Genomic DNA, 24162 nt, shown 5'->3' on the forward strand with positions numbered 1-24162 from the left:
CGGAGCTTCCCCATGAAAATCGGAACCGTGACTGTCCTTGGCGCCACCCTCGTTGCGCTGTTGACGCTGAGCGCCTGCGGTAACACCATTCGCGGCGTGGGCCGGGACACGGCCAATGCCGTTGACGCCACGCAGACTGCCGGTCGCGATGTTGACCGCGCTGCTCGCCGCTAAAGTTTTCGTCGAAAAAAATGGCGGCTCGGAGGAAATGCTCCGGGCCGTCTGCTTTTTGTGATCGGCCTTGTGTCCGGAGCCGTCAGACCGGCGATTTGGGATATGCACGCTCCATGCCGCCGGATTTCGAAAGTCCGCTGCGGAATGCGTCATAGGCCGGATGCTGGCTAGAACGGGCTGCTTCGCTCAGTCGCATCTGCAGGCGTGCAGGTGCATTGTTGCCCACCCATTCACCGCATTTTTCCAGCTTCATCGTGTTCAGGAAACGCGCCTCGCTCGACCGGTCGAGATAGAGGTGCAGACCATCCAGAAACACATCGTCATTGGTCGGGATTTCCATCAGGAGAACGAGCCACGCCTGATTTTCGGTCGAGAAAGACTGAAGTCCGTCTGCCACCGTCTCGCGATTTCCGATCGGAGAAATATTGCCCATGTCATGCCCCTTAGCCGCAAAGCGGATAGCTCATGCGGCTATCCGATGATTCCCTAGGGCTTTTCTGGCGGAGGTGCTGCGCCATTTCAAGAGCATCGGCCAGCGTGTGAGCCGTTCGATCGGGGTTCTCCAAAGTTGGTTTTCTGGCTGGCCTATTCTGCTGCCATGCGATTGGATTTATGCGTCGAGGGTGTCACCATGGCGGCGATGACTGCCTGAAGATCGACCATGCCGACCGGTGTGCCGACGGGATCTACGATCTGCGCTTTCGTCTGGTTGGCCACCGTCATTTCCTTGGCGGCATTTTCCAAGGTCATGGTGGTTGAAAGAGAAAGACCTTCAGGTGTTCCGTCAAGTGGACGCATGATCGTTGCGAGTTGAATGACGCGACCACGATTGACCTCCTGAACGAAGGCGCTGATGTATTCGTCAGCCGGGCGCAGCACGATCTCCTGGCCTGTGCCCTGCTGGATCATCTGACCGTCCCGCAGAATGGCGATCTTGTCACCCAGTCGCAGAGCTTCATCGAGATCATGCGTGATGAACACCACAGTCTTTTTCAGTTCAGCCTGAATTTCCAGAAGTACGCTCTGCATATCGACGCGGATCAGGGGATCGAGCGCCGAGTAAGCTTCATCCATCAAAAGAATATCGGCATCATTGGTGAGCGCCCGCGCAAGGCCCACACGCTGCTGCATGCCGCCGGACAGTTGGTTGGGATATCGAGCCTCAAAACCTGAAAGCCCTACGCGGTCGATCCAACGTTGCGCCTTTGGAATGCTTTGCTTTCGCGAAATCCCCTGAATGTCGAGGCCGTAAACCGTATTTTCGAGAACGGTTCGATGCGGCAGAAGCGCGAATTTCTGAAACACCATAGCCGTCTTGTGGCGGCGAAAATCGCGCAGCGCGGTCTCATTCATCTGACAGATGTCGGCCCCGTCATAAATGACTTCACCCGACGTGGGCTCGATCAGCCGGTTGATATGGCGGATCAAGGTCGATTTGCCGGAACCCGACAGTCCCATCACCACGGTAATGCTGCCAGCCGGCATTGAGATATTGATGTTTTTCAGGCCGAGCACATGGCCATGTTTCTCGATAAGTTCGCTCTTGGACATGCCTTGATAAACAGATTCGACATGGTCTTTGCCCTTTGGGCCAAAAATCTTGTAGAGGCCTTTGATTTCGATGCCGTGGCTAGCCATGGACGACCTCCGAATGTTTCTGCAGTCGTTTGCCAAAGGCCTGGCTGGCGCGGTCGAAGATGATGGCAATCACCACCAGCGCAAAACCGTTCATGAAGCCGAAGGTGAAGAACTGGTTGTTGATGGCCTGCAGGGTGTTCTTGCCTAACCCGCCGACGCCGACCATGGAGGCGACGACCACCATGGCAAGCGACATCATGATTGTCTGGTTGATGCCGGCCATGATGGTCGGCAGCGCCAGCGGCATCTGCACGTTCCACAGTTTTTGCCGTGACGATGAACCGAAGGCGTCGGCGGCCTCCAAAACTTCCGCATCGACAAGGCGGATGCCGAGATTGGTCAGGCGGATCATCGGCGGCACGGCATAGATGACCACCGCGATCAGGCCCGGCACCTTGCCGATACCGAAGATCACGACGACCGGGATGAGGTAGACGAAACTTGGCAGCGTCTGCATCACGTCGAGAACGGGGTTGATCGAGCCTTGAATCCGGTCGGACCGTGCCATGAGAATGCCGATCGGCATGCCGATGACGATGGCGATCAGCGTCGAGACGGTGACGATGGCGAGCGTTACCATCGTATCCTCCCACAATCCGACGACGCCGATCAGCAGCATGCCGAGCGCCGTGCCAACGGTGATGCTGATCTTGCGACTGGTAAGATAGACGATCGCCAGCATGACGAGCAGCACGGCGAACCAGGGAGAGTTGGAGAATAGCCGCTCCAGATAGTTCAAAAACCATTGCAGCGGTTGTACGACGGCGTCGATGACATAACCGTATTCCCGAACGAGGCCCTTGAAGCCATCATCGATGACCTTTCGTGCAGTGCGGATCGAACTGTCGCCGATAGCCGGAAAGCGACAGAGGACATCGGGCATGAAGCTGCAATTCGCCATGTCTTCCCCCTTGTTATTATTGTGCGTTAGCCGCAGGCGCCAAGCTTTGGTTGGCATGACATCGGGGAGACTAGGCCCCGATGCGTATCTTGGGCGCAGAGCTTTGCTGCGTCAGAGGGGGCGCTTAAAGGCTGGCCTTGACCTTTTCCGCTACGTCCGGCGTTACCCACTTGCCCCAGATGTCCTGGTTTTCTTCAAGGAAGTGCTTTGCCGCATCCTCGTTGGTTCCCTGGTTTTCATCCTGCCATGCCAGGATGCTGTTGACCGTGGCATTGCCCCATTTGCGGGCTTTCACGTAGTCCATGGCGACACCGGCCTTGTCGGCAAAGCTCTTGGTGGCGATGGTGAAGGCCTGCGAGGTTGGGTAGGAATTGACCTTTGGTGTCGGGCAATCCGGCACGGAGGTGCAGGCGTCCCAGTCTGCCTTGTTATGAGGCACGCCGAAGGACAGTTTTACCATTTCGTATTTGCCCATGATCGGCGTTGGTGCCCAGTAATAGCCAAGCCAGCCGGTCTTTTTTTCAAAAGCGTTGGCGATTGAGCCGTCCAGGCCGGCAGCCGAGCCGGTATCGACAAGTTCGAACCCTTTGTCTTTGGCCCCGATGGCGCGATAGAGGTTCGACGTGGAGACCTGGCAATTCCAGCCCGACGGGCAATTGTAGACGGCCGCCTTGGACGGATCTTCCGGTGCCGGGAAAAGTTCCGGATGTTTAAGTGCATCTTCGACGGTCTTGATGTCCGGATGGGCGTCCGCAAGGAATTTGGGTATCCACCAGCCTTCGACGGCGCCATCGGCCAGAATTTCGGCAGCCTCGATCAGTCGCCCTTCCTTGACGGCCTCATCGAGCGGTGTGCGCACGGCGTTGATCCAGAATTCCGGCGCCATGTCCGGCTGGGCTTTTTCGTTCATCGAGGTAAAGGTTGGCATCGTGTCGCCGGTGACGATTTCCACCGAACAGCCATAACCTTCTTCAAGAATGATCTTGTCGACCTGAGCGGCAACGCCGGCCGACGCCCAGTTCATTTCCGCAATCGATATACTGCCGCAATCGGCGGCGTGTGCGGTGCCTGCCATAGCATAGAAGCCGATACCGACGGCGGCGGATGCGAGAAGGGTTTTCATTGTGCAAGACCTCCCAGTCTCAATCGCAGTGTTCGCGTCTGGAGGTCGCCGGTCTACTGCCTGGGCCGGGCTCCGATCAGTCTTGGCGCGATGCCGGCTCGAGAGTTGAAACCGGCTTGCTGTTTTCGCATACGCCTTCTTGGCGGTGCCTAGCCGCAGATATCGGCAATTCATGTATCAGCCCCATGACGCTACGTCTTTTATGACGAAAATCAACTGTTTCCGGCCGATTTTCGAATGGCGAATTCTTGTTTGAGCCATCGGCTTTGCGCATGGATGAAGTTCAGTCTGATGCAGATTTGTGCAGGATGCCGATCGGCTGGGCGTATCAGCGAAAGTACGGTCACCGAAGAACAAGCTGGCGAAAAAAGTCACCATCGAGGTTTGACGCTAAATGTTCGTTCTGCGCCACCGCGGCATCGCTCGTAAGGCACAGCGGACATTGGATGGGCGGAGTTTTTTTCTGAAAAAAGTTGCGTCCCATGCGAGCGAGACGGTCACAAGATAACGTTCCGGTAAGAAAGTGACTGTATCTATGCATACGCGACATCGTCGCCAACAGGTCCGGATTAGGTTGTGCGTACCGGACCGTTTTCTCAGCTGTTTCGCTGAGCGTTCAATATTCTCCAGTTTCAAAATTTTGCGGACGTGTTTCCAAGCATGGCATGGCGCTGTCGGCGGATGCTGTTGACAGCCGGAACGGGCAATAGGAACATGTAGCCCGTTACAAGAATCGAATTTTCGGCTGACGTCGAACATAAAAACCGTCGCCCTGCCAATTCTGCTGACAGCGCTGCATTCCGTAGCCCGGCGGGAGATTTCAGGGATGGTCGGGCTGCCGGAGCAGAAGCATGATCAACCCGAGCGGACGCCTCCTTTATCTACGAATCGTCCGTTCTTTCATGACTTCAGGCTCCGGCAGTGTTTATTCCCGCCGGTCTGAACGGGTGCGCGGCCAATGAGTGCGGACGGCGGTTCGGTTTTCGTGCTGGGCGGCGCGCGCTCTGGCAAATCCTTCTTTGCGGAACAACTTGCTTTCGACAGCGGACTGGAGCGGCACTACGTCGCCACTGGCCGCGCCTATGATGACGAGATGCGCGCGCGAATCCATGCGCATCAGGCGCAACGCGGCGACGGTTGGCGGACACATGAAGAACCGCTCGACCTAGTTGGAACGCTTCGTGCGTTCGATGCCCCGGGTCGCGTAATCCTCGTCGATTGTCTGACGCTTTGGGTTACCAACCTGATGATGGAGGCGGAGCACACAATCGATCGGCAAGCGCGTTTGCTGGCCGAGCATATCGGGCAAGCCAGTGCGAGGCTGATTGTCGTTTCAAATGAGGTTGGTCTTGGCATCGTGCCTGAAAATGGAATGGCGCGCGCCTTCCGTGATCACGCCGGACGTTTGCATCAGCAAGTGGCGGCCGTTGCAGGCGAGGTTCATTTCATCGCTGCCGGCCTGTCGTTGAAGATGAAGGGCTGATCACCAGCCCAGCCAGAGGCGCACAGGATGCGTCGGATCGGCCAGAAGCTTTGTCGCCATCGCGAAGCAGGAGATCACCAGCAGTGGCTTGATGATTTTGGCGCCGATGCGCATCGCCAGGCTGGAGCCGATCTGCGCCCCGATGAACTGGCCTATCCCCATCACAATTCCGACTTTCCACAGGATGGAGCCGGTGACCAAAAACATCAGGAAGCCGCCGACATTGGAGCCGAGATTGATCAGCTTGGTATGCGCGGTTGCCTTCAGCATGCCGAATCCGGCGAGAAGCACGAAGCCCAGCATGTAGAACGAGCCGGCACCCGGGCCGAAGACGCCGTCATAAAGCCCGATCATCGGCACGAATGTCGCTCCGAACAGGAAGGGCGTGATGCGACGATGGCTGTCGGTGTCAGTTAAGTTAGGTTTCAACGCAAAGAAAAGGCCGATGGCGATCAGCAGGAAGGGGATCGCCGAGCCGAGAATTTTTGTCGGAAGGACAGAGGCGATCAGTGCTCCGACACCGCCGCCGATCAGGGCCATGAATGCCATCGGTAACTGAGTCTTCAGTTGCACATGGCCGCGCCGGGCGTAGGAGATCGTTGCTGATGTCGCACCAAACATGCCCTGAAGCTTGTTGGTGCCGAGAGCATCGAGTGGAGGGATGCCGGCGATCAGCATGGATGGAATGGTGATCAGTCCGCCGCCACCGGCGATCGAATCGACAAAACCGGCGAGAACCGCCATGAAAAACAGGAGGATGAGCAGATGTGTCGCGATATCCAAGGTTTTGTCTCTGCCTGAAAGAAGAAAACGGCGGGGAACGCCGAGCGACGTTCTCGCACCGAAAAGACGGCCGTGCAACGGCGGTAAAAGGCTGCGCGGTACGGTGGATGATTTGGCCGGGAAAGTGTGACGGGATTGCACATCGGCAATCCGGCGTTATGGTGCCGCACCTTTCGAAATCGGGACTATTTTCATGCATAAGGTCATTTTTGATACCGATCCGGGCGTCGATGACGCGATGGCGCTGCTTTTTTTGCACCGTCATCCCGAAATTGATCTGGTTGGTATCACGACCACCATCGGCAATGCGCCGATCGAGATCACCACGCGCAATGCGCTCTTCCTTGCCGAGGCCTGGGGCATCGAGGCGCCGGTCGCTCAAGGCTCGGGCGAAAAGTTTGATCCAAAGCGCACGAATGGCCATTGGCCGACGTTCATTCACGGTGACAATGGTCTTGGTAATATAACGATCCCTGAAGTGATCGCGCGCAAGGCCGATCCGCGTCCTGCCCATCAGTTCATCATCGATACCGTCCGCGCCAATCCGGGCGAAATCACGCTGGTGGCGGTTGGCCGCATGACCAATCTGGCGCTGGTGCTGAAAGCTGATCCCGACGTCGCAGCGCTGGTGAAGGACGTCGTTATCATGGGTGGCGCATTCGATGTGCCCGGCAATGTGACGCCGGCCGCCGAAGCCAATATTTATGGTGATCCGGAAGCGGCTGATCTCGTCTTTACTGCCCCATGGCGCGTGACCGCTGTCGGTCTCGATGTGACCATGCAGACAGTTATGATGCGGACCTATCTCGCCGAAATGGCAAAGGTGGGTGGCAAGGATGTCCAGCTTCTGAACGACCTCTCGCAGTTCTATATCGATTTCTACAATCATCGCGTCGGCGACGGCATGGTTATCCATGACAGCTGCGCCTGCGTTTACGTCGTTCGCCCTGATCTGTTCCAGACCCGCAGTGGCGCGATGCGCGTCGTTTGTGGTGGTATTGCCGACGGCATGACGATCCAGAAACCGGATGCCAAAACCTTTCCGCCGGGAGACTGGGATGGCCACCCGAGCCAGTTCGCCTGCACTGGCATCGATGCCGATGCGGTGCTTGCTCTCATCCGCTCGGTGCTTGTCGAAGGCAAGGCTGCCTGATAGACGGTTCCGACTCTGAACGCTGCAATTGCTGTTTCGGCAACAGTTGCGGCGCAAATGTCTATGGCGACACCGCTTGCCATTGGCATTCCGAAATGATTTCCCTATGTGGGGAACTGATTACAATATTCTCTATGAGGACATGGGCGTGACCGCTACATTCGACAAAGTTGCCGACATCATTGCTGAAACCAGCGAAATCGATCGCGCGACGATTACGCCGGAAAGCCACACGATCGACGACCTTGGAATCGACAGCCTCGATTTCCTCGACATCGTTTTCGCGATCGACAAGGAATTCGGCATCAAGATCCCGCTGGAACAGTGGACGCAGGAAGTCAACGAAGGCAAGGTTTCGACCGAAGAGTACTTCGTTCTGAAGAACCTCTGCGCCAAGATCGACGAGCTGAGGGCAGCCAAGGGCTGATTTGCCCGGCTGTTAAGCCTTGATGCTGCTTGAATATTTTCAGATGATCGACCGTATCGAAACGGTCGATCTCAAAGCGAATACGCTGACGGCACGCTCGATCGTGCCGTCCAAAAGTCCTGTTTTTGAGGGACATTTTCCCGGCATGCCGCTCGTGCCCGGCGTGCTTCTGATCGAAACCATGGCGCAGGCATCCGGCATGCTGGTTCTGGCTGCGACGGATTTCGCCGCCATGCCGTTCCTGATGTCCGTCGATGGCGCCAAGCTGCGCACCTTCGTCGAGCCGGATGCCGTGCTCGATATCGAGGCGTTTCTGGAGCACGAGGGATCGGGTTATGCCGTGACCAAGGCCAAGATCACCAGCAACGGCAAAAAAGTCTGCGATGCGCAATTGAAGCTGCGCACCATGCCGTTCAGCGAAATTCCGCTCGCGCCGATCGTCCGCAAGCGGGCCGAGGAAGTCGGCCTGATGGATGCGATTGCCGCGAACGCTTGAAGCTTGCCGGTCATCCGGTGAGGAAGAGGACATGATGAAGTCTGACAATGATGTCGTGATCACCGGTATCGGTATCGTAAGCTGCCTGGGCGTTGGCAAGGAGCCGCATGTCTCCGTGCTCTCGGGTGCCGAAGCCATTGCGCCGCGCGTCGAAACCGAGCGTTTTGCACCTTACCCGGTGCATCCCCTGCCTGAAATCGACTGGTCGACCCAGATCAGCAAGCGCGACCAGCGGCAGATGGAAAACTGGCAGCGGCTCGGTGTGTTTTCGGCTGGCCTAGCGCTCGACGATGCGGGCCTGAAGGAAAACGCCGATCTCTGTGCCTCCATGGACATGATCGTTGCGGCCGGTGGCGGCGAGCGCGACATCAAGGTCGATACGCTGATCGTTGACGAAGGTTTGAAGCGCAACGACCGCGAAGCGTTGCTGAACGAAAAGCTGACCACCGAACTGCGCCCGACGCTGTTTCTGGCCCAGCTCTCCAATCTTCTCGCCGGCAATATTTCGATCGTCCACAAGGTGACCGGCTCCTCGCGCACCTTCATGGGTGAAGAGGCGGCCGGCATTTCGGCTGTAGAGACTGCTTTCCATCGCATCAAGTCCGGCCAGTCCACGCATACGCTGGCTGGCGGTGCATTCGTTGCAGAGCGCGCCGACATTCTCCTTCTCGTCGAAGGCATTCGTGCCCACGCAACGGGTGAATGGCAGCCGCTATGGTCGCGTTCGCCCGACAATGGCGGCGGCATGATGATGGGCTCTGTCGGCGCGTTCCTCGTGCTGGAATCCCGTGCCCATGCCACAGCCCGTGGCGCGCATATCTATGCGGTTATCGATGCGATCGAAGGTGATCGCGGCAATCGCGATGAAGGCAAGCTGGAAAAACGTTTGTCGCGCATGGCAGGTCTTGCCGGTGCTGCAGATGATACGGTCGTCTTCTCCGGCGCCAGCGGCGTTGTCGAGCTTTCGGCGCGTGAGAAGGCTGTTCTGGCTGAAACTCTGCCGGGTGCCACGATCCGCGGTTACGCCGGCGTGACTGGTCATGGCATGGAAGCGCAGTTCCCGCTTGGTCTCGCGCTCGCAGCGCTTGCTCTTGATGGAGCAGCCAGCGTTCCGGCCTTTGATACAAAGAACGAGCAGCCTATGGCCAAGCCCGCCAAACGGGCGGTGGTGACGACGGTTGGTTATACGCGCGGCGAGGGCCTTGCTGCCCTGTCTGCGGACGCGTGAGGAGTTAAGTGATGAGCGACAATCGCTTCAAGGATCATCTCGGCCGTCCGATCGTGGCGGTCACCGGCATGGGTGTCATCACGTCGCTTGGTCAGGGCCTCAAGGATAACTGGGCGGCTTTGACCTCCGGTACGTCGGGTATCCACAAGATCACGCGTTTTCCGACGGACGGTCTTTCCACCCGCATCTGCGGTACGGTGGATTTTATCGATATTCCGGCCCCGAATTCGGTCGAGCGTTCCTATGCGTTTGCCCGCGAAACCACGATCGAGGCGCTGGCGCAGGCCGGTCTGTCCGGTGATTTCGATGGTCCGCTGTTCCTGGCCGCACCGCCGATCGAGCCGGAATGGGTCGACCGTTTTGCGCTTGCAGATCGTGCGCCGCCGGCAGAACGTGAGGCCGATGCCTATGACCGTTTCCTGACGGCCATGCGCGAACGTCCCGATCCGGCCTTCCTTGAGGCCGTGCAGTTCGGTTCGATCTCCGAGCGCCTCGCTGACCGTTTTGGCACGCGCGGCCTGCCGGTGACGTTGTCGACGGCGTGTGCTTCCGGCGCAACCGCAATCCAGCTTGGTGTCGAGGCGATCCGTCAGGGCCGCACCGACAGAGCGTTGGTTGCGGCAACCGACGGCTCGGTCAGCGCCGAAGCATTGATCCGCTTCTCGCTGCTCTCGGCTCTTTCGACCCAGAACGATCCGCCGGAAAAGGCTTCCAAGCCGTTCAGCAAGGATCGCGACGGTTTTGTTATCGCAGAGGGTGCGGCAACGCTGGTTCTGGAATCTCTGGAATCCGCCATTGCCCGCGGTGCCAAGGTTCTTGGCGTAGTGAAGGGGCTTGGCGAAAAGGCCGACAGTTTTCACCGCACCCGCTCGTCGCCGGATGGCGGCCCGGCGATCGCCACCATTCGTGCAGCCCTTGAAGATGCCGGCATGACCGGCGCCGATATCGGCTACGTCAATGCACATGGCACGTCGACGCCGGAAAACGACAAGATGGAATATGGTTCGATGCTTGCCGTTTTCGGTGATCGTCTGAAGGAAATTCCGCTGTCGTCCAACAAGTCGATGATCGGCCATACGCTGACCGCCGCCGGTGCTGTCGAAGCGGTGTTCTCGCTGCAGACCATGCTGACCGGCACGCTGCCACCGACCATCAACTACAACAATCCCGATCCGACGATCGAGCTGGATGTGGTGCCGAACGTCAAGCGCGATGCACAGGTTTCGGCGGTTATCTCGAACTCCTTCGGCTTCGGCGGCCAGAACGCCAGCCTTGTCTTGACGGCTGAACCGGCTTAGAGACCATCACCAACCCTTATGGAGCGCCGTTCCGCCTGATGGGCGAGCGGCGCTTCATGCTATTTCTGAGATGCATAGTGTTTTGTGAGCCAGAACTGGTTCCGGACACTTTGCCAAGACGAACGTTTACGCCTCCGGGCGAAGGATATTTGTTATGCGCGCCCTGCAACTGATCGATGACCGCAAGCTCGAAGCCGTGGATATTCCGGAGCCGGAAGCGCCGGCACCCGGCGAGGTGACACTCCGCGTCAAGGCGGTTGCCCTCAACCACATCGACGTCTGGGGCTGGCGCGGCATGGCGTTTGCCAAGCGCAAGATGCCGCTGACGATCGGCGCGGAAGCTTCGGGTGTGGTCGAGGCCATCGGTCCGGGCGTATCCAACGTTCTGCCGGGTGAGCTGGTGTCGATCTACGGTGCGCGCATCTGCGGTCGCTGCAAGAATTGCACCGAAGGGCGCGACAATCTCTGCGAACATGTCGGCGGCGTGCATGGTTTCCATCTCGACGGTTTTGCTCAGGAAAAGATCAACATTCCGGCCCGCCAGCTCGTCCCGGCCCCTCCGGGCATCGATGCGGTTGCGGCAGCGCTTGCTCCGGTGACATTCGGCACCGTCGAACACATGCTGTTCGACAATGCAAAACTCCAGTCGGGTGAAACCATTCTCGTCCATGCCGGCGGCTCCGGCATTGGTTCGGCGGCGATCCAGCTTGCCAAGAAGATCGGTTGCACCGTCATCACCACGGTCGGTTCCGACGACAAGATCGAAGGCGCCAAGGCGCTGGGCGCCGATCACGTCATCAACTACCGCAAGGATCGTTTTGAAGGCGTCGTGCGCAAGCTGACCAAGAAAAAGGGCGTCGATGTCGTGTTCGAGCATGTCGGCAAGGACACCTTTGCCGCCTCGATGTTCTGCCTGAAGCGCGGCGGTCGTCTGGTCACCTGCGGCTCGACCTCCGGCGTTTCGACCGAAGTCAACCTGATGATGCTGTTCCAGCAGCAGCTGAAACTGCTCGGCTCATTCGGCTGCCGTATGGAAAACATGGCTGACGCCATGCAGAAGATGGCGCGCGGCATCGTGCATCCGGTCATCGATACCGAAGTGACCTTCGATACGATCGACAAGGCTCTGGAGCGGATGGAGAGCCGTCAGGTGTTCGGCAAGATCATCCTGCGGATGGATTGATCCGGTGAAGATGGTCATCACCCGGATCGTTCTATCGCTGATGCATTTTCGGCAATGGCTGGTGGCGCAGGTCGCTTTCGGTTTTCTCAACCTGCTGAAAATCTTTCCGGCCGATCCGGCCATCAATTTTGCCGACTGGCTGGTGCGCAAGATCGGTCCGCGCACTTTTCGTCACAAGCTGATGTTGACCAATCTGCGCAATGCATATCCCGAAAAGGACGATGCCGAGCTGCAGGATATCGCGGTGAAAAGCTGGGGGCATATGGGCCGGCTCGCGGCCGAATACGTGTTTCTCGACCGCCTGTTCGATTTCGATCCCCAGCGCGAAGAGCCCGGTCGCGTCGAGGTCTCGGGCATCCCGATCTTCGTCGATCTGCGTGACAACCCGCGTCCATTCATCGTGTTTACCGCCCATACCGGCAATTTCGAGCTTCTGCCGGTGGCGGGGGCCGCTTTCGGTCAGAAGGTGACGGTGCTGTTCCGCCCGCCGAACAACCCATATATTGCCGAAAAAGTGTTTTCGTTCCGCTCTGCGCGCATGGGCAAGCTGGTGCCGTCCCATGCAGGCTCGTCCTTTGCGCTTGCCCGACAGCTTGAAGCAGGTGGTGGTGTCGGCGTTCTGGTCGATCAGAAATTCGGCAAAGGCCTGCCGACATCGTTTTTCGGTCAACAGGTTCGAACAAACCCGCTATTGGCAAAGCTGGTGCGGCAGTTCGATGCCGAAGTTTATCCGGCCCGCTGCATTCGCCTGCCGGGTAATCGTTATCGGCTGGAGATCGAGCCGCGTATCGACGTGCCGCGTGACGACAAGGGCAATGTCGATGTGCAGGCGACCGCGCAGATGCTCAACGACAAGGTCGAAAGTTGGGTTCGCGAATATCCGGAACAGTGGCTCTGGTATCATGACCGCTGGAACATCAAGAAAAAGATCGGCAGATAGGTCTCCATTGACGGCAGGATTTTCTCCTGCTCCGGTTATTGCACAAAGCAGTTCAGCCGCCTGAGGCTAAGGCAGACAAGCTGTCGCGCAGACGACATGCAGGTGTGATTGAAATTTAATCGTTTAATGCCCTGCCGACCTTGCCGCGCGTCGGTTTGAGTGCCAAAACACCTTGCGATTTGTAAATGGAGGCTTCGTCTTGGAACAGGCAGAAATCGGTCTAATCGGTCTTGGAGTCATGGGCTCCAACCTCGCGCTCAATATTGCTGAAAAAGGCAACCGCATCGCGGTCTTCAACCGATCACCAGAAGCAACCCGAAAATTTTTCGCCGAAGCCGGCGACCTGCAGAAAAACATCATTCCTTGCGAAACGCTTGAGGAATTTGTCGCTGCCATCCGTCCGCCGCGCCCGATCATCATCATGATCAAGGCCGGTGATCCGGTTGATCAGCAGATGGAGCTGCTCAAGCCTTATCTGGCCGACAACGACATCATGATCGATGCCGGCAACGCGAATTTCCGCGATACGATGCGTCGTTTCGACAACCTCAAGGACAGCGGCCTGACCTTTATCGGCATGGGCGTTTCCGGCGGTGAAGAAGGCGCCCGTCACGGTCCTTCGATCATGGTCGGCGGCACGGAAGATTCGTGGAAGCGTGTCGAAAAGGTACTGACCTCGATCTCGGCAAAATTCCACGATGAGCCTTGCGTGGCTTGGCTCGGCGAAAATGGTGCCGGCCATTTCGTAAAAACCATCCATAACGGCATCGAATATGCCGACATGCAGATGATCGCCGAAATCTACGGCATTCTGCGCGACGGCCTGAAGCTTTCCGCGCCGGAAATCGGTCAGGTCTTCGGCAAGTGGAATGAGGGTCGCCTCAACTCCTACCTGATCGAAATCTCCGAGAAGGTGCTGAAGGCCAACGATCCGATTTCGGGCAAGCCGATGGTGGACGTCATCGTCGACCAGGCAGGCCAGAAGGGCACTGGCAAGTGGTCAGTGATCGAAGCCCAGAACATGGGCGTTGCCGCCACCGCCATCGAGGCAGCCGTGGCCGGTCGTATTCTGTCGTCGCAGAAGGCTGAACGTGAGGCTGCCGAAAAAATCCTCGGCCTGCCGCAGACTACGGCCATGCCGACGACCGACGGCGTTAGTTTCCTCGACGATCTCGAAAACGCTCTGCTGGCCGCCAAGGTCGCCGCTTACGCGCAGGGCTTTGCGGTCATGGCAGCGGCATCCCGGGAATATAACTGGAATCTGCCGATGCCGACCATCGCCAAGATCTGGCGCGAGGGTTGCATCATTCGCTCGCAGTTCCTTGACGAGATCACCTCGGCCTTTACCAAGGACCCGGATGTCGCCAACCTGATCGTCACGCCGGCCTTTGCCAAGCTCGTCAACGACACCGACGCTTCTCTGCGCCGCGTCGTCTCGACGGCTATTATGTCCGGCCTGTCAGTTCCGGCCCTGTCGTCTGCGTTGTCCTACTTCGACGCCTACCGTCGTGGTCGCGGCACTGCCAACCTCATCCAGGCACAGCGCGACTTCTTTGGCGCACACGGCTTTGACCGTGTCGATGGTGTGGACAAGCACCACGGCCCTTGGGGTAGTGGTCTGGCAGACTTCGCCTGAGCATGAGAATTTGGAGAGGCCCGCCTTTTGGCGGGCCTTTCTGCGTCTGCAGGTCACGGGGACATGGGCGTGGCTGGCAGATACGGTTTTGACCATTCAGAGTGATTTTAGGAGGATATTATCATGGCCTGGAAACCGGCTGACAATCGCTACGACACGATGAAATATAACCGCTGCGGACAGTCCGGCCTGAAACTGCCGGCGATCTCGCTCGGCCTCTGGCACAATTTCGGCGATGACACGCCGCGCGAGCGCAAGGTGGCGATCTGCCGTCAGGCGTTTGATCTCGGCATTACCCATTTCGATCTCGCCAACAATTACGGCCCGCTGCCGGGCAGCGCCGAAACCGCTTTCGGCCAGATCCTGCGCGAGGATTTTCACGGCTATCGCGATGAGCTGATCATCTCCTCCAAAGCCGGTTACAACATGTGGCCGGGTCCTTACGGCGAATGGGGCAGCCGCAAATATCTGATATCGTCCTGCGACCAGAGCCTGAAGCGGATGGGACTGGATTACGTCGATATCTTCTATTCGCACCGTTTCGATCCGGATACGCCGCTGGAAGAAACCTGCGGTGCGCTCGACCATATCGTGCGATCGGGCAGGGCGCTTTACGTCGGCATCTCGTCCTACAATTCCAAGCGGACCCGTGAAGCAGCAGAAATCCTCAAGCAACTCGGTACGCCGCTGCTCATCCACCAGCCGAGCTATTCGATGATCAATCGCTGGGTCGAGGAAGACAATCTTCTCGATACGCTCGATGATGTCGGTGCCGGCTCGATCGTGTTCTCGCCTTTGGCGCAGGGCATGCTGACGTCGAAGTATCTCGGCGGCATTCCGGATGACAGCCGCGCCGCGCAGGGCAAATCTCTGCGCCCGGCCTTCCTCAACGAGAAGAATGTCGCCAACCTGCAGGCGCTCAATGCCATTGCAGAACGCCGTGGCCAGACGCTGGCGCAGATGGCGCTGGCCTGGGTACTGCGCGGTGGCCGAGTGACCACGGCACTGATCGGCGCCAGCCGGCCGGAACAGGTGGTGGATTGCGTGAAGGCCCTCGAAAAGCCGGACTTTACGCCTGAGGAACTGGCGGAAATCGATGGTTACGCCCGCGAAGCCGACATCAATCTGTGGGCGAAATCGGCCGAACTGAAAGCCTGATGACACTTGGCCGGCGCCTTGCAACGTGCCGGCCACCTTTCAATGTTTTGCATCAGCTTGTTGCGACAAGCCATTATCGATGCTTACGAAAATGTAATCTTGAGTTCATTTTCGGTTCATCAGTTGGTGGCTAGGGTCCTCTCATAGACAACAGAGGATACCGTCATGAAAAAGCTTGCAGCCGTTTTGCTTTCAGCCACTTTCATTTTCAGCCCGGTCGCATTTTCGTCGGCCGCCAATGCCGCTCCGCCGAGCCATAATGATCGCTGGGACCATCGTGACGATCGTCGTGTCGTGACGAAGAAGACTGTCATCAAGGAGCGTAAGGTCGTCAAGAAGCGCTGGAGCCGTGGTCATCGTCTGAGCCCGGCAGAGCGTCGCCATATGGCGGAAGTGCGCGATTACCGGCGTTACCGCCTGAATGCTCCGCCGCGTGGTTATCGCTGGGTGCGTGCCGACAATAACGAATTCCTGTTGATCGGCATCACCTCGGGCCTGATCTCGTCGATCATCGCCGGTCGTTAATCAGCCTCTAAAAAGACGACCGGCAGGGATTGCCTTCTTTCCCTGCCGGTCTAACCGTCTCCACCATGCGCGAGGAGGCGGTATTTTTATGCGCTATCAGCCCTTGTCGGACAGGCAGGTCTTCATCGATTCCGCGATTCCGCGCATCAGCTGGAAATAAAGATCCGGACCTTCCTTGAGCGTTGCGGCTTCCGGATCCAGCGTGCCCGCCTTTGCCGGTGTTCCTTCCAGAACGACATTCACCAGTTTCGGGGTGAATTGCGGCTCGGCAAACACACAAGTTGCGCCCAGTTCGGTCACTTTCTTGTGGATCTGACTGATACGATCGGCGCCCGGCAGACTTTCCGGGCTGACGGTGATCGAACCGGCCACCGTGACGTCATAACGCTTTTCGAAATACTGGTATGCATCGTGAAAAACGATGAATGGCTTGTCCTTGACCGGGGCGACCGTTGTCTTGATTTCGGCATCGAGCTCGTCGATCTGCCGCATCAGGTTCGCGGCATTGTCTTCATATTGCTTGGCATGTTCGGGATCAGCTTCCACCAGACGTTTGGCGATTTCGCGGCCAAGCACCTTGGCATTGATCGGATCCAGCCACACATGGGGATCGAAGCCGCCATGTTCGTGATCGTGGCCGGGTTCATGCGCGTCTTCGCCCTTGGCAGGGTCGTCGTGCTCACCTTCATGGGCGTGGTCATGACCATGATCGTGGCCATGGCCGTCACCATGGTCATGCGCTTCGAACGGACCACCTTCACGGAAAGGCAGTTTTTGCAGGTCCGGCGCGTCAGAGAGAGCGACCACGGTCTTGGTGCCGGCCAGCGCGTCGAGAGGCTTGTCTAGAAACGCTTCCATGTTCGGACCCATCCAGAAGATCAGGTCTGCATTCTGGATCGCGCGGGCATTGGACGGCTTCATCGAATAGGTGTGTGGCGAGGCGGCTCCCTCGACGATCAGTTTCGGCTCGGCGACGCCCTTCATGATCGAGGCGACCAGCGAATGGATCGGCTTGATAGACACGACGACGTCGGGCGTCTTGGCGGAGGCAGTCCCGGCCATCAGCAGCGCGATGGAGGCTGCGAAGGTGGCGACGATGGGAGTGGCGACTGCTTTCATGCGGTTCTCCTTGCCCTTCTCAAGGGCGGATTGGGCTGTGCGTATGATGCCGGCGGCTTGCAAAAGACGCTCTGCATAACGATGTAATGTTATTACGTTCGTTGTGTTATGCTATAACGTGTGGCATAGCTGGTGGCAACACAGGACAGGAAGAATTTTATGCTGATGCAGACCGCGGCTCCCGAGCGCCAGAAAGGTGACGAACTCGTCACGCTGGCTGGGGCCGGAATTCAGCGTAGCAGCCGCTGGCTGGTGCGCGGCGTCGACTTTTCCATTCACCGCGGCGAGATCGTCACCCTGATTGGCCCCAACGGCGCCGGCAAGTCGACGACCGCCAAAATGGCGATCGGCGTGTTGCGGGCCGATGAAGGCAAGGTCGTGCGCAAGGCCGGGCTGAAAATCGGCTATGTGCCGCAAAAGCTCGCCATTGACTGGACGATGCCGCTTTCCGTTCGCCGGCTGATGCGGCTGACGGGCAAGCTGGATGATGCAAGCCTGATGGCGGCGCTGAGCGATGTCGGCATTCCGCATCTGGTCGATGCGGAAGTGCGCCATCTTTCCGGCGGCGAATTCCAGCGTGCGCTTCTGGCCCGAGCCATTGCTCGCAATCCCGATCTGCTCGTGCTGGACGAACCGGTTCAGGGTGTCGATTTTGCCGGTGAGAGTGCGCTTTACGAGTTGATCCGCACCATTCGCAACAAGACCGGCTGCGGCATTCTGCTGATTTCCCATGATCTGCATATGGTGATGGCGGATACCGATACGGTGATCTGCCTCAATGGGCATGTCTGCTGCCGCGGTACACCTGAAGCGGTGAGCCGCAGTGACGATTATCGTCGCCTGTTCGGCAATGTCGGAGCGGGGCTCGCCGTTTACAGCCACCGTCACGACCATACGCATCTGCCGGATGGCCGGGTGCAGCATAAGGACGGCTCGGTGACAGACCACTGCCATCCGGATGATGGCCATCATCACAATGACGGACACGATCATCATCACCACGGGCATGATCACGCTCATTCGCATGGTGAGGAAACCACCGCCGTCCATTCCCACGAAGGTCATGATACCGCTGGTCCTCACCAGGGGGATGATGAGCACGGAAAAAATTCCCATCACCATGCAGCCCATGATCACGCGGACGGAAAGGGGCACAGCCATGCTTGATGACTTTTTCCTGCGCGCGCTTCTGGCCGGCACCGGATTGGCCCTGACGACAGGTCCTCTCGGTTGTTTTGTGGTCTGGCGGCGCATGGCCTATTTCGGCGATACGATCGCCCATTCGGCGCTGCTGGGTGTGGCGCTGTCGCTGATGCTGGAGATCAATCTTCTCGTCAGCGTGTTTGCCGTGGCGGTGGCCGTTTCGCTGTTGTTGCTGCTGTTGCAGAAACGTCAGGCGCTTTCAGCCGATGCGCTACTCGGCATCCTGTCCCATTCCACGCTGGCGATCGGCCTTGTCATGGTTGCTTTCATGTCATGGGTGCGGATCGACCTGATCGCATTCCTGTTCGGTGACATTCTGGCGGTCACGCCGGCCGATATCGCGCTGATCTGGGGTGGTGGTCTGGTCGTATTGGCAGCACTTGTGGTTCTGTGGCGGCCGCTCATCGCCTCCACGGTGAGTGCCGACATTGCCGAAGCTGAAGGCCTCAAGCCGGAGCGGGCACGTTTGCTGTTCATGTTGCTTATGGCGCTGGTGATTGCCATTGCCATGAAGATCGTCGGCATCATGCTGATCACCGCGCTTCTGATTATTCCGGCCGCAACGGCGCGGCGTTTTTCGTCCGCACCGGAAGGCATGGCGGTGCTGTCGTCGCTGATCGGGGTGATTGCCGTGGTCGGCGGCCTGTTCGGCTCGCTGACCTATGACACGCCATCCGGCCCATCCATCGTGGTCGCCGCGCTTATCCTTTTCATCTTCAGCCTTCTGCCGTTCGGGCGCAAGAACCTTAGCGAGCAGGGCACGACATCCGGAGGTCGTTCATGAACACCACCCCGAACCTGACCAAAAACCAGTCTCTGGTGCTGGATGTGTTGACACGGTCCGAGGCGCCGCTGAGCGCCTACACCATTCTCGACAAGCTGCGCGATAGCGGTTTTCGCGCGCCGCTGCAGGTTTATCGGGCGCTCGATAAGCTGATCGAGATGGGGATTGCCCATCGTCTGGAGAGCCTCAATTCGTTTGTTGCCTGCGCGCATGCCAATGAGAGCTGCTGCGGACACGCCCACGGGCATGGCCATCACGGCACGGTGGCTTTTGCGATCTGTGAGAGTTGCGGTCAGGTGAACGAGTTTCACGACCATGCCATCGATGACCGGTTGGCGGGGTGGGCCAAGGAACGCAAGTTCAAGCCATCCAAGACGACGATTGAAATTCGCGGGCTTTGTGAAGCCTGCATGCACTGATTGTCAGGCCGCGCGGTCGGCCAGAATGGTGCGGTTGCGGCCGCGCCGCTTGGCCTGGTAGAGCGCCTTGTCGGCGGCCTCCACCAGTTCTCCGGCCGAACTGCCATCATGGCGCGGTGTGGCCGAAGCGAGGCCGATGCTGACCGTGACATGGCCGTTTCCATCCGGACGCCCGTGCGACAGACCGAGCTGGCTCATGGCGCGGTGAATGCGGCTGGCGGCGGATGTCGCCTGTATCGTTTCCGTGTGGCGCAGCAGGACGGCAAATTCTTCACCGCCGAGACGGGCGGGCAGATCATTGTCGCCACGCGTCTGGCCTTCTATGGCCCGCGCCACCTGCTGAAGGCAGGCATCGCCGGCGGGATGGCCAAAACTGTCGTTGTACCGCTTGAAGAAATCCACATCGATGACAAGCAGCGACATGGTCTCGCCGGAGACAAGGGCCTCCGTCCATGCCACCTGCAAAAACTGTTCGAAGCGGCGGCGATTGGCGATGCCGGTCAGCGCATCGGTGTAGGAATAGGCGTTGAGCTGTTCATTGATGCGGCGGACTTCCTGTGCGTTGAGGCGCTCGCGCAGCATCAGCAGATAGGCATGACGCAGATTCCCTTCCAGCCGGTAGTTGGCGACCAGAGTAATCACGCCCATGGCGGCCATGTAGTAGACCGGCAGGTTGCGTTCGCTCCAGTTGAGGTCGGGCGTGGCATGCAGGAAAAATGCCGTGACCACGCAACAGCCGATTGTGGTCGCTAGGGCGGCGTTGAAGCCGATATGCAGCACGATATTGGCGCCGATGACGATGAGGCCGAAACTGAAGGCGCTGTAATGGGCTTCGGTGGAGGTGGCGATATGCAGCAGATAATTCGAGCCGACCGCGATCAGGATGGCGCAGCAGGTGAGAACGGAATCACGGATCCATTGCGGCGGCGCGCGGCGCAACCAGAACAGGGCGGCAAGGCAGAGCGGCGTGACGATGCAGAGCCTGACCAGAACTGACATGCCAAGAATTTCCGGCCGGGTGATGGCATCAATGATGATGAAGCCGTTGAAGAACACCAATGCGAACAGGCCGGCAACGATGGTCTGGCGATTGCGCTCGGTGGCGGTGTCGGTCTGAAACACGGCCTCCACCACCGGGTCGAAGCTGAGCGGCCGGCTCTTGCGGACGAGATGCCGACCGACGAGATCCAAAAGGGCGGTCGGGTTCTCTTGCGGCTGTTCAGGTGTATCGTTCATCGGTGTCCATGGCGGTCGCGCGACGGCGCGGCGGGCGTCATTACATGCGTCGATGATAATATATGATATGTGTGAAGCAAAGGCTTCGTGTCAGCGTGAACGAGTCGTTAAACTGTATTTAAAGCGGACGGAGGTTTGCGGCAAAGCGCTGCCAGTTTTTCACGTAATTGTCGGCGGAAACCGTCAGTTTCGCAATCGCGTCCGCATCAAGCGTGCGAATGGCGCGGGCCGGCGAGCCGACGATCAGGGAGCCATCCGGGAATTCCTTGCCCTCGGTCACCAGCGCATTGGCGCCGACGAGGCAGTTATTGCCGATCTTGGCACCGTTGAGGATGGTGGCGCCCATGCCGATCAGCGAATTATTGCCGATCGTGCAGCCATGGATGATGGCGTGATGGCCGATCGTGCAGCCTTCACCTATCGTTGCCGGATAGCCCATATCGGTATGGACCATCGCGCCTTCCTGGATGTTGGTGCGCGCGCCGACCGAAATCAGTTCGTTATCGCCGCGCAGCACCGCGCCGAACCAGATGCCGACATCTTCGCCGAGGTCGACCTTGCCGATGACATGCGCATCCGGTGCCAGCCAATAACGGTCGGCAGCGGGCGTGTTCGGCTGAAAGTCTCTCAGGGCGTAAAGCGGCATGCCGGTTCTCCGGAAAAGGCGGTTTAGACGACAGTCAGTTCCAGACGACCGACGCCGGCCGCTTCGCAGACGACCTTGTCGCCCTTGACGACGGCGCCGACGCCGGCCGGGGTGCCGGTCATGATGATATCGCCGGCGGCCAGTTCGAACTGCTTTGACAGTTCGGCGATGATTTCCGGCAGTTTCCAGATCATCTGGTTCATGTCGCCATTCTGCTTGCGGTCACCATTGACCTCGAGCCAGATCGCGCCTTCCTGCGGGTGGCCGACCTTGGCGACAGGCAACAGGGCCGAAACCGGTGCGGACTTTTCAAACGCCTTGGCGACTTCCCAGGAGCGGCCGGCCTTTTTCATCTGATCCTGCAGATCACGGCGGGTGAAATCCACGCCGACGCCATAACCGTAGACGCATTCCAGCGCGTCCTGCGCATCGATATCGCTGCCGCCGGCTTTGAGCGCCATGACAAGTTCGACTTCGAAGTGCACGTTGGAGGACAGCGGCGGGTAAGGAAAGGTTTCGCCGTTATAGGCGTTGTCGGCGTTCTTCTGGAAAAAGAACGGTGCTTCGCGGGACGGATCATGGCCCATTTCGATGGCGTGGTCGGCATAGTTGCGACCGACACAATAGACCCGGCGGACCGGAAACTTTTCTGACGTGCCTTCGACTTCGAGGAGGACGGGGGCGGGCATGGGGATGACGGTTGCGCTCATTGTGAAAAAGTCCTCCTGTAAAACAAATCAACCCCACAAATCGAATTTGAAAAAGGCAAAGCCTTTGTTCCGCATATTTGCCGGCAATCATAGCCCCTTTTCACCCGCGGTGAACGGAACTGGCCAAAGTTTTTTGTTTGCTGTATGAGCAGCCGCATATCCTCAAAGGACTTGCCATGTATGCTGACGCGCTGAAGCGCGGCGAAAAAATATTTGCCGTTGCACCGATGATCGACTGGTCGGATAGACACTGCCGCTTCCTTCACCGTCAGTTGTCGAAGCGTGCCGTCGTGTTCACCGAGATGGTGGTGGCGGATGCGATCATCCATGGCAATCGTGACCGGCTGCTGGGCTATTCGCCGCAAGAACATCTCGTAGCGTTGCAGCTCGGCGGTTCCGACCCGGTCAAGCTTGCCGAAGCCATCCGCATTGCGGCCGATTACGGTTATGACGAGATCAACCTCAATGTCGGCTGTCCGTCCGACCGCGTGCAGTCCGGCACCTTTGGCGCCTGCCTGATGCGCGATGCCGGGCAGGTGGCAAAGCTGGTCGAGGCTATGAGGGCAGTGGCGACGGTGCCGGTGACGGTGAAATGCCGGATCGGCGTGGACGATCAGGAGCCGGAAACCGTTCTGCCGGATTTTCTGGAACGCATGATCGGGGCAGGGGCCGAGGCCATCTGGATCCATGCGCGAAAAGCGTGGCTGCAGGGGCTTTCGCCGAAAGAAAACCGAGATATTCCGCCGCTCGACTATGATCTTGTCTACCGCATGAAGCGGGAGAACCCGGATGTGTTTCTCGGCATCAATGGCGGCATTGTCGATCTGGAACAGGCGGCCGAGCATCTTTCGGTGATGAATGGTGTCATGCTCGGGCGGGCCGCTTATCACAATACCGGCTTGCTGGCTGGCGTGGATACGATGATCGAAGGTGCGAGTCCTGCAGGGGTCGACACTTCTGAGGTTGACTGGCTGGCCCTGCGCGACACGATGATGGCCTATGCCGAAGAGGTGATGGCTTCTGGCGCCCGGCTGAACCATGTGACGCGTCATATGGTCGGCCTGTTTCAGGGCTATGCCGGGGCACGGCGTTTCCGCCAGATCCTGTCGTCCGAGGCGACCAAGCCGGGTGCAACAACCACTGTGATTGCCGAAGCCTTTGCCGCCGTCGATCTTGAGGCTGGACCGAAACGTCAGGTCATCGCCGCCGAATAACGGCTCAGCGCACCGGCTTGACGCCGGGCAGGGATGTCATGCCGGGAAGTGGCGTCGGTTTCGGAGCCATTTCGACCGGTGGTGCGCCTGGCGGGTTGACGAGTGCCAGAATAAGCTGATGCACGGCCCCTCCGGGGGACAGTTCCACCGCGTCAAAATCCCGTCCGCGCTGGCGCTGTTCATCGGAAAGTTCCTTCAGCCTTGCCTGCAGAACCTCTCGGACTTTCGTGCATTTCGGGTCGTTTTCAGCCGTCAGGCCGAGGCTGAAGGTTTCAATTTTTTCGACCATCTCGGTAATATGCTGGCCGTGAACGCGTTCGTGTTTTTCCACGCCCTCGATAAAATCCGTCCAGCGTTTTTTCGTTTCACCGGTCAGTGACGCCGGACCTTTCGGCATCGTGTAGATGATGTTGAGGCTGGGACGCGCCACGGCGAGCGTGCAGGCGCCGTTCGGCTGCGGGCGGTAATCGCGGGTCCAGAGCAGCTTGAAGGTGGTGTGCGCAATCGCCTGTCCGACACCGGCGGCTGGACCACGCTCGCCGATCGACTGGTAAATTTCGATGCCGCTCTTGCCGGTGACGGCATAGGTTTTGACCTGTTCGGTCGGTTTCCAGCTTTTCGTGCCTTGTGCACCGGCAAGGGCTGGCAGGGTCATGAAAACGGCGAGAGCGATGGCGGTGCGGGC

The 24162-nt window shown here is 58.6% G+C and carries 26 protein-coding genes; 16 read left to right on the forward strand and 10 right to left on the reverse strand.

Features of this window, described 5'->3' with window-relative positions; translation table 11 throughout:
* The first annotated feature begins 12 nt into the window (after positions 1-12).
* A complete protein-coding gene (locus GAO09_RS14755; RefSeq protein WP_153354759.1) occupies positions 13-174 on the forward strand; it encodes an entericidin domain-containing protein in 162 nt (53 codons plus the stop codon).
* 82 nt (positions 175-256) lie between these two features.
* On the opposite strand, the gene GAO09_RS14760 is transcribed toward GAO09_RS14755, so the two are convergent.
* From GAO09_RS14760 to GAO09_RS14775, 4 genes are all read right to left on the reverse strand, one after another.
* On the reverse strand, positions 257-607 hold the full coding sequence (locus GAO09_RS14760; RefSeq protein ID WP_153354760.1) for a hypothetical protein: 351 nt from the start codon (positions 605-607) through the stop codon (positions 257-259).
* A 152-nt stretch (positions 608-759) separates the two neighbouring features.
* Positions 760-1812 (reverse strand): quaternary amine ABC transporter ATP-binding protein, encoded by a 1053-nt coding sequence (locus GAO09_RS14765; RefSeq protein ID WP_153354761.1) that lies wholly within the window; start codon positions 1810-1812, stop codon positions 760-762.
* Entirely contained in the window at positions 1805-2713 is a 909-nt protein-coding gene (locus tag GAO09_RS14770) for an ABC transporter permease (RefSeq protein ID WP_153354762.1), read from the reverse strand. The genes GAO09_RS14765 and GAO09_RS14770 overlap by 8 nt, the downstream gene beginning before the upstream one ends.
* Before the next feature lie 124 nt (positions 2714-2837).
* Complete coding sequence (locus tag GAO09_RS14775; protein WP_153354763.1) at positions 2838-3836, reverse strand: ABC transporter substrate-binding protein; 999 nt, start codon at positions 3834-3836, stop codon at positions 2838-2840.
* Between the two features lie 958 nt (positions 3837-4794).
* Between GAO09_RS14775 and cobU the strand changes: the two genes are divergently transcribed.
* On the forward strand, positions 4795-5319 hold the full coding sequence (cobU, locus tag GAO09_RS14780) for a bifunctional adenosylcobinamide kinase/adenosylcobinamide-phosphate guanylyltransferase (RefSeq protein ID WP_153354764.1): 525 nt from the start codon (positions 4795-4797) through the stop codon (positions 5317-5319).
* Here cobU and GAO09_RS14785 read toward each other — a convergent pair whose 3' ends face one another.
* Entirely contained in the window at positions 5320-6063 is a 744-nt protein-coding gene (locus GAO09_RS14785; RefSeq protein WP_153354876.1) for a TSUP family transporter, read from the reverse strand. It abuts the gene before it with no gap.
* 232 nt (positions 6064-6295) lie between these two features.
* Between GAO09_RS14785 and GAO09_RS14790 the strand changes: the two genes are divergently transcribed.
* The 10 genes from GAO09_RS14790 (at position 6296) to GAO09_RS14835 (ending at position 16146) form a co-directional block, all read left to right on the forward strand.
* Entirely contained in the window at positions 6296-7255 is a 960-nt protein-coding gene (locus tag GAO09_RS14790) for a nucleoside hydrolase (RefSeq protein ID WP_153354765.1), read from the forward strand.
* A gap of 142 nt (positions 7256-7397) precedes the next feature.
* Entirely contained in the window at positions 7398-7682 is a 285-nt protein-coding gene (locus tag GAO09_RS14795) for an acyl carrier protein (RefSeq protein WP_112730324.1), read from the forward strand.
* Positions 7683-7704: 22 nt separating this feature from the next.
* Entirely contained in the window at positions 7705-8178 is a 474-nt protein-coding gene (locus tag GAO09_RS14800; RefSeq protein WP_153354877.1) for a 3-hydroxyacyl-ACP dehydratase FabZ family protein, read from the forward strand.
* A 31-nt stretch (positions 8179-8209) separates the two neighbouring features.
* Positions 8210-9406 carry a beta-ketoacyl-ACP synthase gene (locus tag GAO09_RS14805; protein ID WP_153354766.1) on the forward strand — a complete coding sequence of 399 codons (1197 nt, stop codon included), beginning with the start codon at positions 8210-8212 and terminating at the stop codon, positions 9404-9406.
* A gap of 11 nt (positions 9407-9417) precedes the next feature.
* A complete protein-coding gene (locus GAO09_RS14810) occupies positions 9418-10704 on the forward strand; it encodes a beta-ketoacyl-ACP synthase (protein ID WP_153354767.1) in 1287 nt (428 codons plus the stop codon).
* A gap of 154 nt (positions 10705-10858) precedes the next feature.
* Positions 10859-11887, forward strand: a complete 1029-nt coding sequence (locus GAO09_RS14815; protein WP_153354768.1) for a zinc-binding dehydrogenase — start codon at positions 10859-10861, stop codon at positions 11885-11887.
* A 4-nt stretch (positions 11888-11891) separates the two neighbouring features.
* Positions 11892-12827 (forward strand): lipid A biosynthesis lauroyl acyltransferase, encoded by a 936-nt coding sequence (locus GAO09_RS14820; RefSeq protein WP_324184706.1) that lies wholly within the window; start codon positions 11892-11894, stop codon positions 12825-12827.
* 199 nt (positions 12828-13026) lie between these two features.
* Complete coding sequence (gndA, locus tag GAO09_RS14825; RefSeq protein ID WP_153354769.1) at positions 13027-14463, forward strand: NADP-dependent phosphogluconate dehydrogenase; 1437 nt, start codon at positions 13027-13029, stop codon at positions 14461-14463.
* 123 nt (positions 14464-14586) lie between these two features.
* The gene (mgrA, locus tag GAO09_RS14830) at positions 14587-15621 is read left to right on the forward strand and encodes an L-glyceraldehyde 3-phosphate reductase (protein ID WP_153354770.1); all 1035 of its coding nucleotides are present in this window, start codon (positions 14587-14589) and stop codon (positions 15619-15621) included.
* A gap of 165 nt (positions 15622-15786) precedes the next feature.
* Positions 15787-16146, forward strand: a complete 360-nt coding sequence (locus GAO09_RS14835; RefSeq protein WP_153354771.1) for an RcnB family protein — start codon at positions 15787-15789, stop codon at positions 16144-16146.
* 96 nt (positions 16147-16242) lie between these two features.
* Here the strand turns inward: GAO09_RS14835 and znuA are convergent, their stop codons facing one another.
* Complete coding sequence (znuA, locus tag GAO09_RS14840) at positions 16243-17265, reverse strand: zinc ABC transporter substrate-binding protein ZnuA (protein ID WP_153354772.1); 1023 nt, start codon at positions 17263-17265, stop codon at positions 16243-16245.
* Between the two features lie 159 nt (positions 17266-17424).
* Here znuA and GAO09_RS14845 point away from each other — a divergent pair, with 159 nt between their 5' ends.
* From GAO09_RS14845 to GAO09_RS14855, 3 genes are read left to right on the forward strand one after another with little or no spacing between them, the layout of a single operon-like run.
* On the forward strand, positions 17425-18432 hold the full coding sequence (locus GAO09_RS14845) for an ATP-binding cassette domain-containing protein (RefSeq protein ID WP_410767680.1): 1008 nt from the start codon (positions 17425-17427) through the stop codon (positions 18430-18432).
* A complete protein-coding gene (znuB, locus tag GAO09_RS14850) occupies positions 18425-19252 on the forward strand; it encodes a zinc ABC transporter permease subunit ZnuB (RefSeq protein ID WP_153354773.1) in 828 nt (275 codons plus the stop codon). The genes GAO09_RS14845 and znuB overlap by 8 nt, the downstream gene beginning before the upstream one ends.
* On the forward strand, positions 19249-19671 hold the full coding sequence (locus tag GAO09_RS14855; protein ID WP_153354774.1) for a Fur family transcriptional regulator: 423 nt from the start codon (positions 19249-19251) through the stop codon (positions 19669-19671). The genes znuB and GAO09_RS14855 overlap by 4 nt, the downstream gene beginning before the upstream one ends.
* 3 nt (positions 19672-19674) lie before the next feature.
* Here GAO09_RS14855 and GAO09_RS14860 read toward each other — a convergent pair whose 3' ends face one another.
* The 3 genes from GAO09_RS14860 to GAO09_RS14870 all read right to left on the reverse strand — a co-directional run bounded on the left by GAO09_RS14860 (position 19675) and on the right by GAO09_RS14870 (position 22263).
* Positions 19675-20907, reverse strand: coding sequence for a GGDEF domain-containing protein (locus GAO09_RS14860; protein WP_153354775.1), 1233 nt, complete (start codon positions 20905-20907; stop codon positions 19675-19677).
* A gap of 118 nt (positions 20908-21025) precedes the next feature.
* Positions 21026-21553, reverse strand: coding sequence for a gamma carbonic anhydrase family protein (locus tag GAO09_RS14865; protein ID WP_153354776.1), 528 nt, complete (start codon positions 21551-21553; stop codon positions 21026-21028).
* Between the two features lie 23 nt (positions 21554-21576).
* Entirely contained in the window at positions 21577-22263 is a 687-nt protein-coding gene (locus GAO09_RS14870; protein WP_153354777.1) for a fumarylacetoacetate hydrolase family protein, read from the reverse strand.
* A gap of 176 nt (positions 22264-22439) precedes the next feature.
* Here GAO09_RS14870 and dusA point away from each other — a divergent pair, with 176 nt between their 5' ends.
* A complete protein-coding gene (gene dusA / locus GAO09_RS14875; RefSeq protein WP_153354778.1) occupies positions 22440-23477 on the forward strand; it encodes a tRNA dihydrouridine(20/20a) synthase DusA in 1038 nt (345 codons plus the stop codon).
* A 4-nt stretch (positions 23478-23481) separates the two neighbouring features.
* Here the strand turns inward: dusA and GAO09_RS14880 are convergent, their stop codons facing one another.
* A complete protein-coding gene (locus GAO09_RS14880; RefSeq protein WP_235938192.1) occupies positions 23482-24132 on the reverse strand; it encodes a DUF922 domain-containing Zn-dependent protease in 651 nt (216 codons plus the stop codon).
* Positions 24133-24162: the final 30 nt, after the last annotated feature.

Origin of the sequence: Endobacterium cereale (assembly GCF_009617585.1) — a bacterium.
Classification (GTDB): Bacteria; Pseudomonadota; Alphaproteobacteria; order Rhizobiales; family Rhizobiaceae; genus Neorhizobium; species Neorhizobium cereale.

What these genes read in the sequence shown, in the direction of transcription:
- GAO09_RS14755 (WP_153354759.1), top strand. Translation starts at nt 13, where the DNA reads ATGAAAATCGGAACCGTGACTGTCCTTGGCGCCACCCTCGTTGCGCTG.
- GAO09_RS14760 (WP_153354760.1), bottom strand. Translation starts at nt 607, where the DNA reads ATGGGCAATATTTCTCCGATCGGAAATCGCGAGACGGTGGCAGACGGA.
- GAO09_RS14765 (WP_153354761.1), bottom strand. Translation starts at nt 1,812, where the DNA reads ATGGCTAGCCACGGCATCGAAATCAAAGGCCTCTACAAGATTTTTGGC.
- GAO09_RS14770 (WP_153354762.1), bottom strand. Translation starts at nt 2,713, where the DNA reads ATGGCGAATTGCAGCTTCATGCCCGATGTCCTCTGTCGCTTTCCGGCT.
- GAO09_RS14775 (WP_153354763.1), bottom strand. Translation starts at nt 3,836, where the DNA reads ATGAAAACCCTTCTCGCATCCGCCGCCGTCGGTATCGGCTTCTATGCT.
- cobU (WP_153354764.1), top strand. Translation starts at nt 4,795, where the DNA reads ATGAGTGCGGACGGCGGTTCGGTTTTCGTGCTGGGCGGCGCGCGCTCT.
- GAO09_RS14785 (WP_153354876.1), bottom strand. Translation starts at nt 6,063, where the DNA reads ATGGCGGTTCTCGCCGGTTTTGTCGATTCGATCGCCGGTGGCGGCGGA.
- GAO09_RS14790 (WP_153354765.1), top strand. Translation starts at nt 6,296, where the DNA reads ATGCATAAGGTCATTTTTGATACCGATCCGGGCGTCGATGACGCGATG.
- GAO09_RS14795 (WP_112730324.1), top strand. Translation starts at nt 7,398, where the DNA reads ATGGGCGTGACCGCTACATTCGACAAAGTTGCCGACATCATTGCTGAA.
- GAO09_RS14800 (WP_153354877.1), top strand. Translation starts at nt 7,705, where the DNA reads ATGCTGCTTGAATATTTTCAGATGATCGACCGTATCGAAACGGTCGAT.
- GAO09_RS14805 (WP_153354766.1), top strand. Translation starts at nt 8,210, where the DNA reads ATGATGAAGTCTGACAATGATGTCGTGATCACCGGTATCGGTATCGTA.
- GAO09_RS14810 (WP_153354767.1), top strand. Translation starts at nt 9,418, where the DNA reads ATGAGCGACAATCGCTTCAAGGATCATCTCGGCCGTCCGATCGTGGCG.
- GAO09_RS14815 (WP_153354768.1), top strand. Translation starts at nt 10,859, where the DNA reads ATGCGCGCCCTGCAACTGATCGATGACCGCAAGCTCGAAGCCGTGGAT.
- mgrA (WP_153354770.1), top strand. Translation starts at nt 14,587, where the DNA reads ATGGCCTGGAAACCGGCTGACAATCGCTACGACACGATGAAATATAAC.
- GAO09_RS14835 (WP_153354771.1), top strand. Translation starts at nt 15,787, where the DNA reads ATGAAAAAGCTTGCAGCCGTTTTGCTTTCAGCCACTTTCATTTTCAGC.
- znuA (WP_153354772.1), bottom strand. Translation starts at nt 17,265, where the DNA reads ATGAAAGCAGTCGCCACTCCCATCGTCGCCACCTTCGCAGCCTCCATC.
- GAO09_RS14845 (WP_410767680.1), top strand. Translation starts at nt 17,425, where the DNA reads ATGCTGATGCAGACCGCGGCTCCCGAGCGCCAGAAAGGTGACGAACTC.
- znuB (WP_153354773.1), top strand. Translation starts at nt 18,425, where the DNA reads ATGCTTGATGACTTTTTCCTGCGCGCGCTTCTGGCCGGCACCGGATTG.
- GAO09_RS14855 (WP_153354774.1), top strand. Translation starts at nt 19,249, where the DNA reads ATGAACACCACCCCGAACCTGACCAAAAACCAGTCTCTGGTGCTGGAT.
- GAO09_RS14860 (WP_153354775.1), bottom strand. Translation starts at nt 20,907, where the DNA reads ATGAACGATACACCTGAACAGCCGCAAGAGAACCCGACCGCCCTTTTG.
- GAO09_RS14865 (WP_153354776.1), bottom strand. Translation starts at nt 21,553, where the DNA reads ATGCCGCTTTACGCCCTGAGAGACTTTCAGCCGAACACGCCCGCTGCC.
- GAO09_RS14870 (WP_153354777.1), bottom strand. Translation starts at nt 22,263, where the DNA reads ATGAGCGCAACCGTCATCCCCATGCCCGCCCCCGTCCTCCTCGAAGTC.
- dusA (WP_153354778.1), top strand. Translation starts at nt 22,440, where the DNA reads ATGTATGCTGACGCGCTGAAGCGCGGCGAAAAAATATTTGCCGTTGCA.
- GAO09_RS14880 (WP_235938192.1), bottom strand. Translation starts at nt 24,132, where the DNA reads ATGACCCTGCCAGCCCTTGCCGGTGCACAAGGCACGAAAAGCTGGAAA.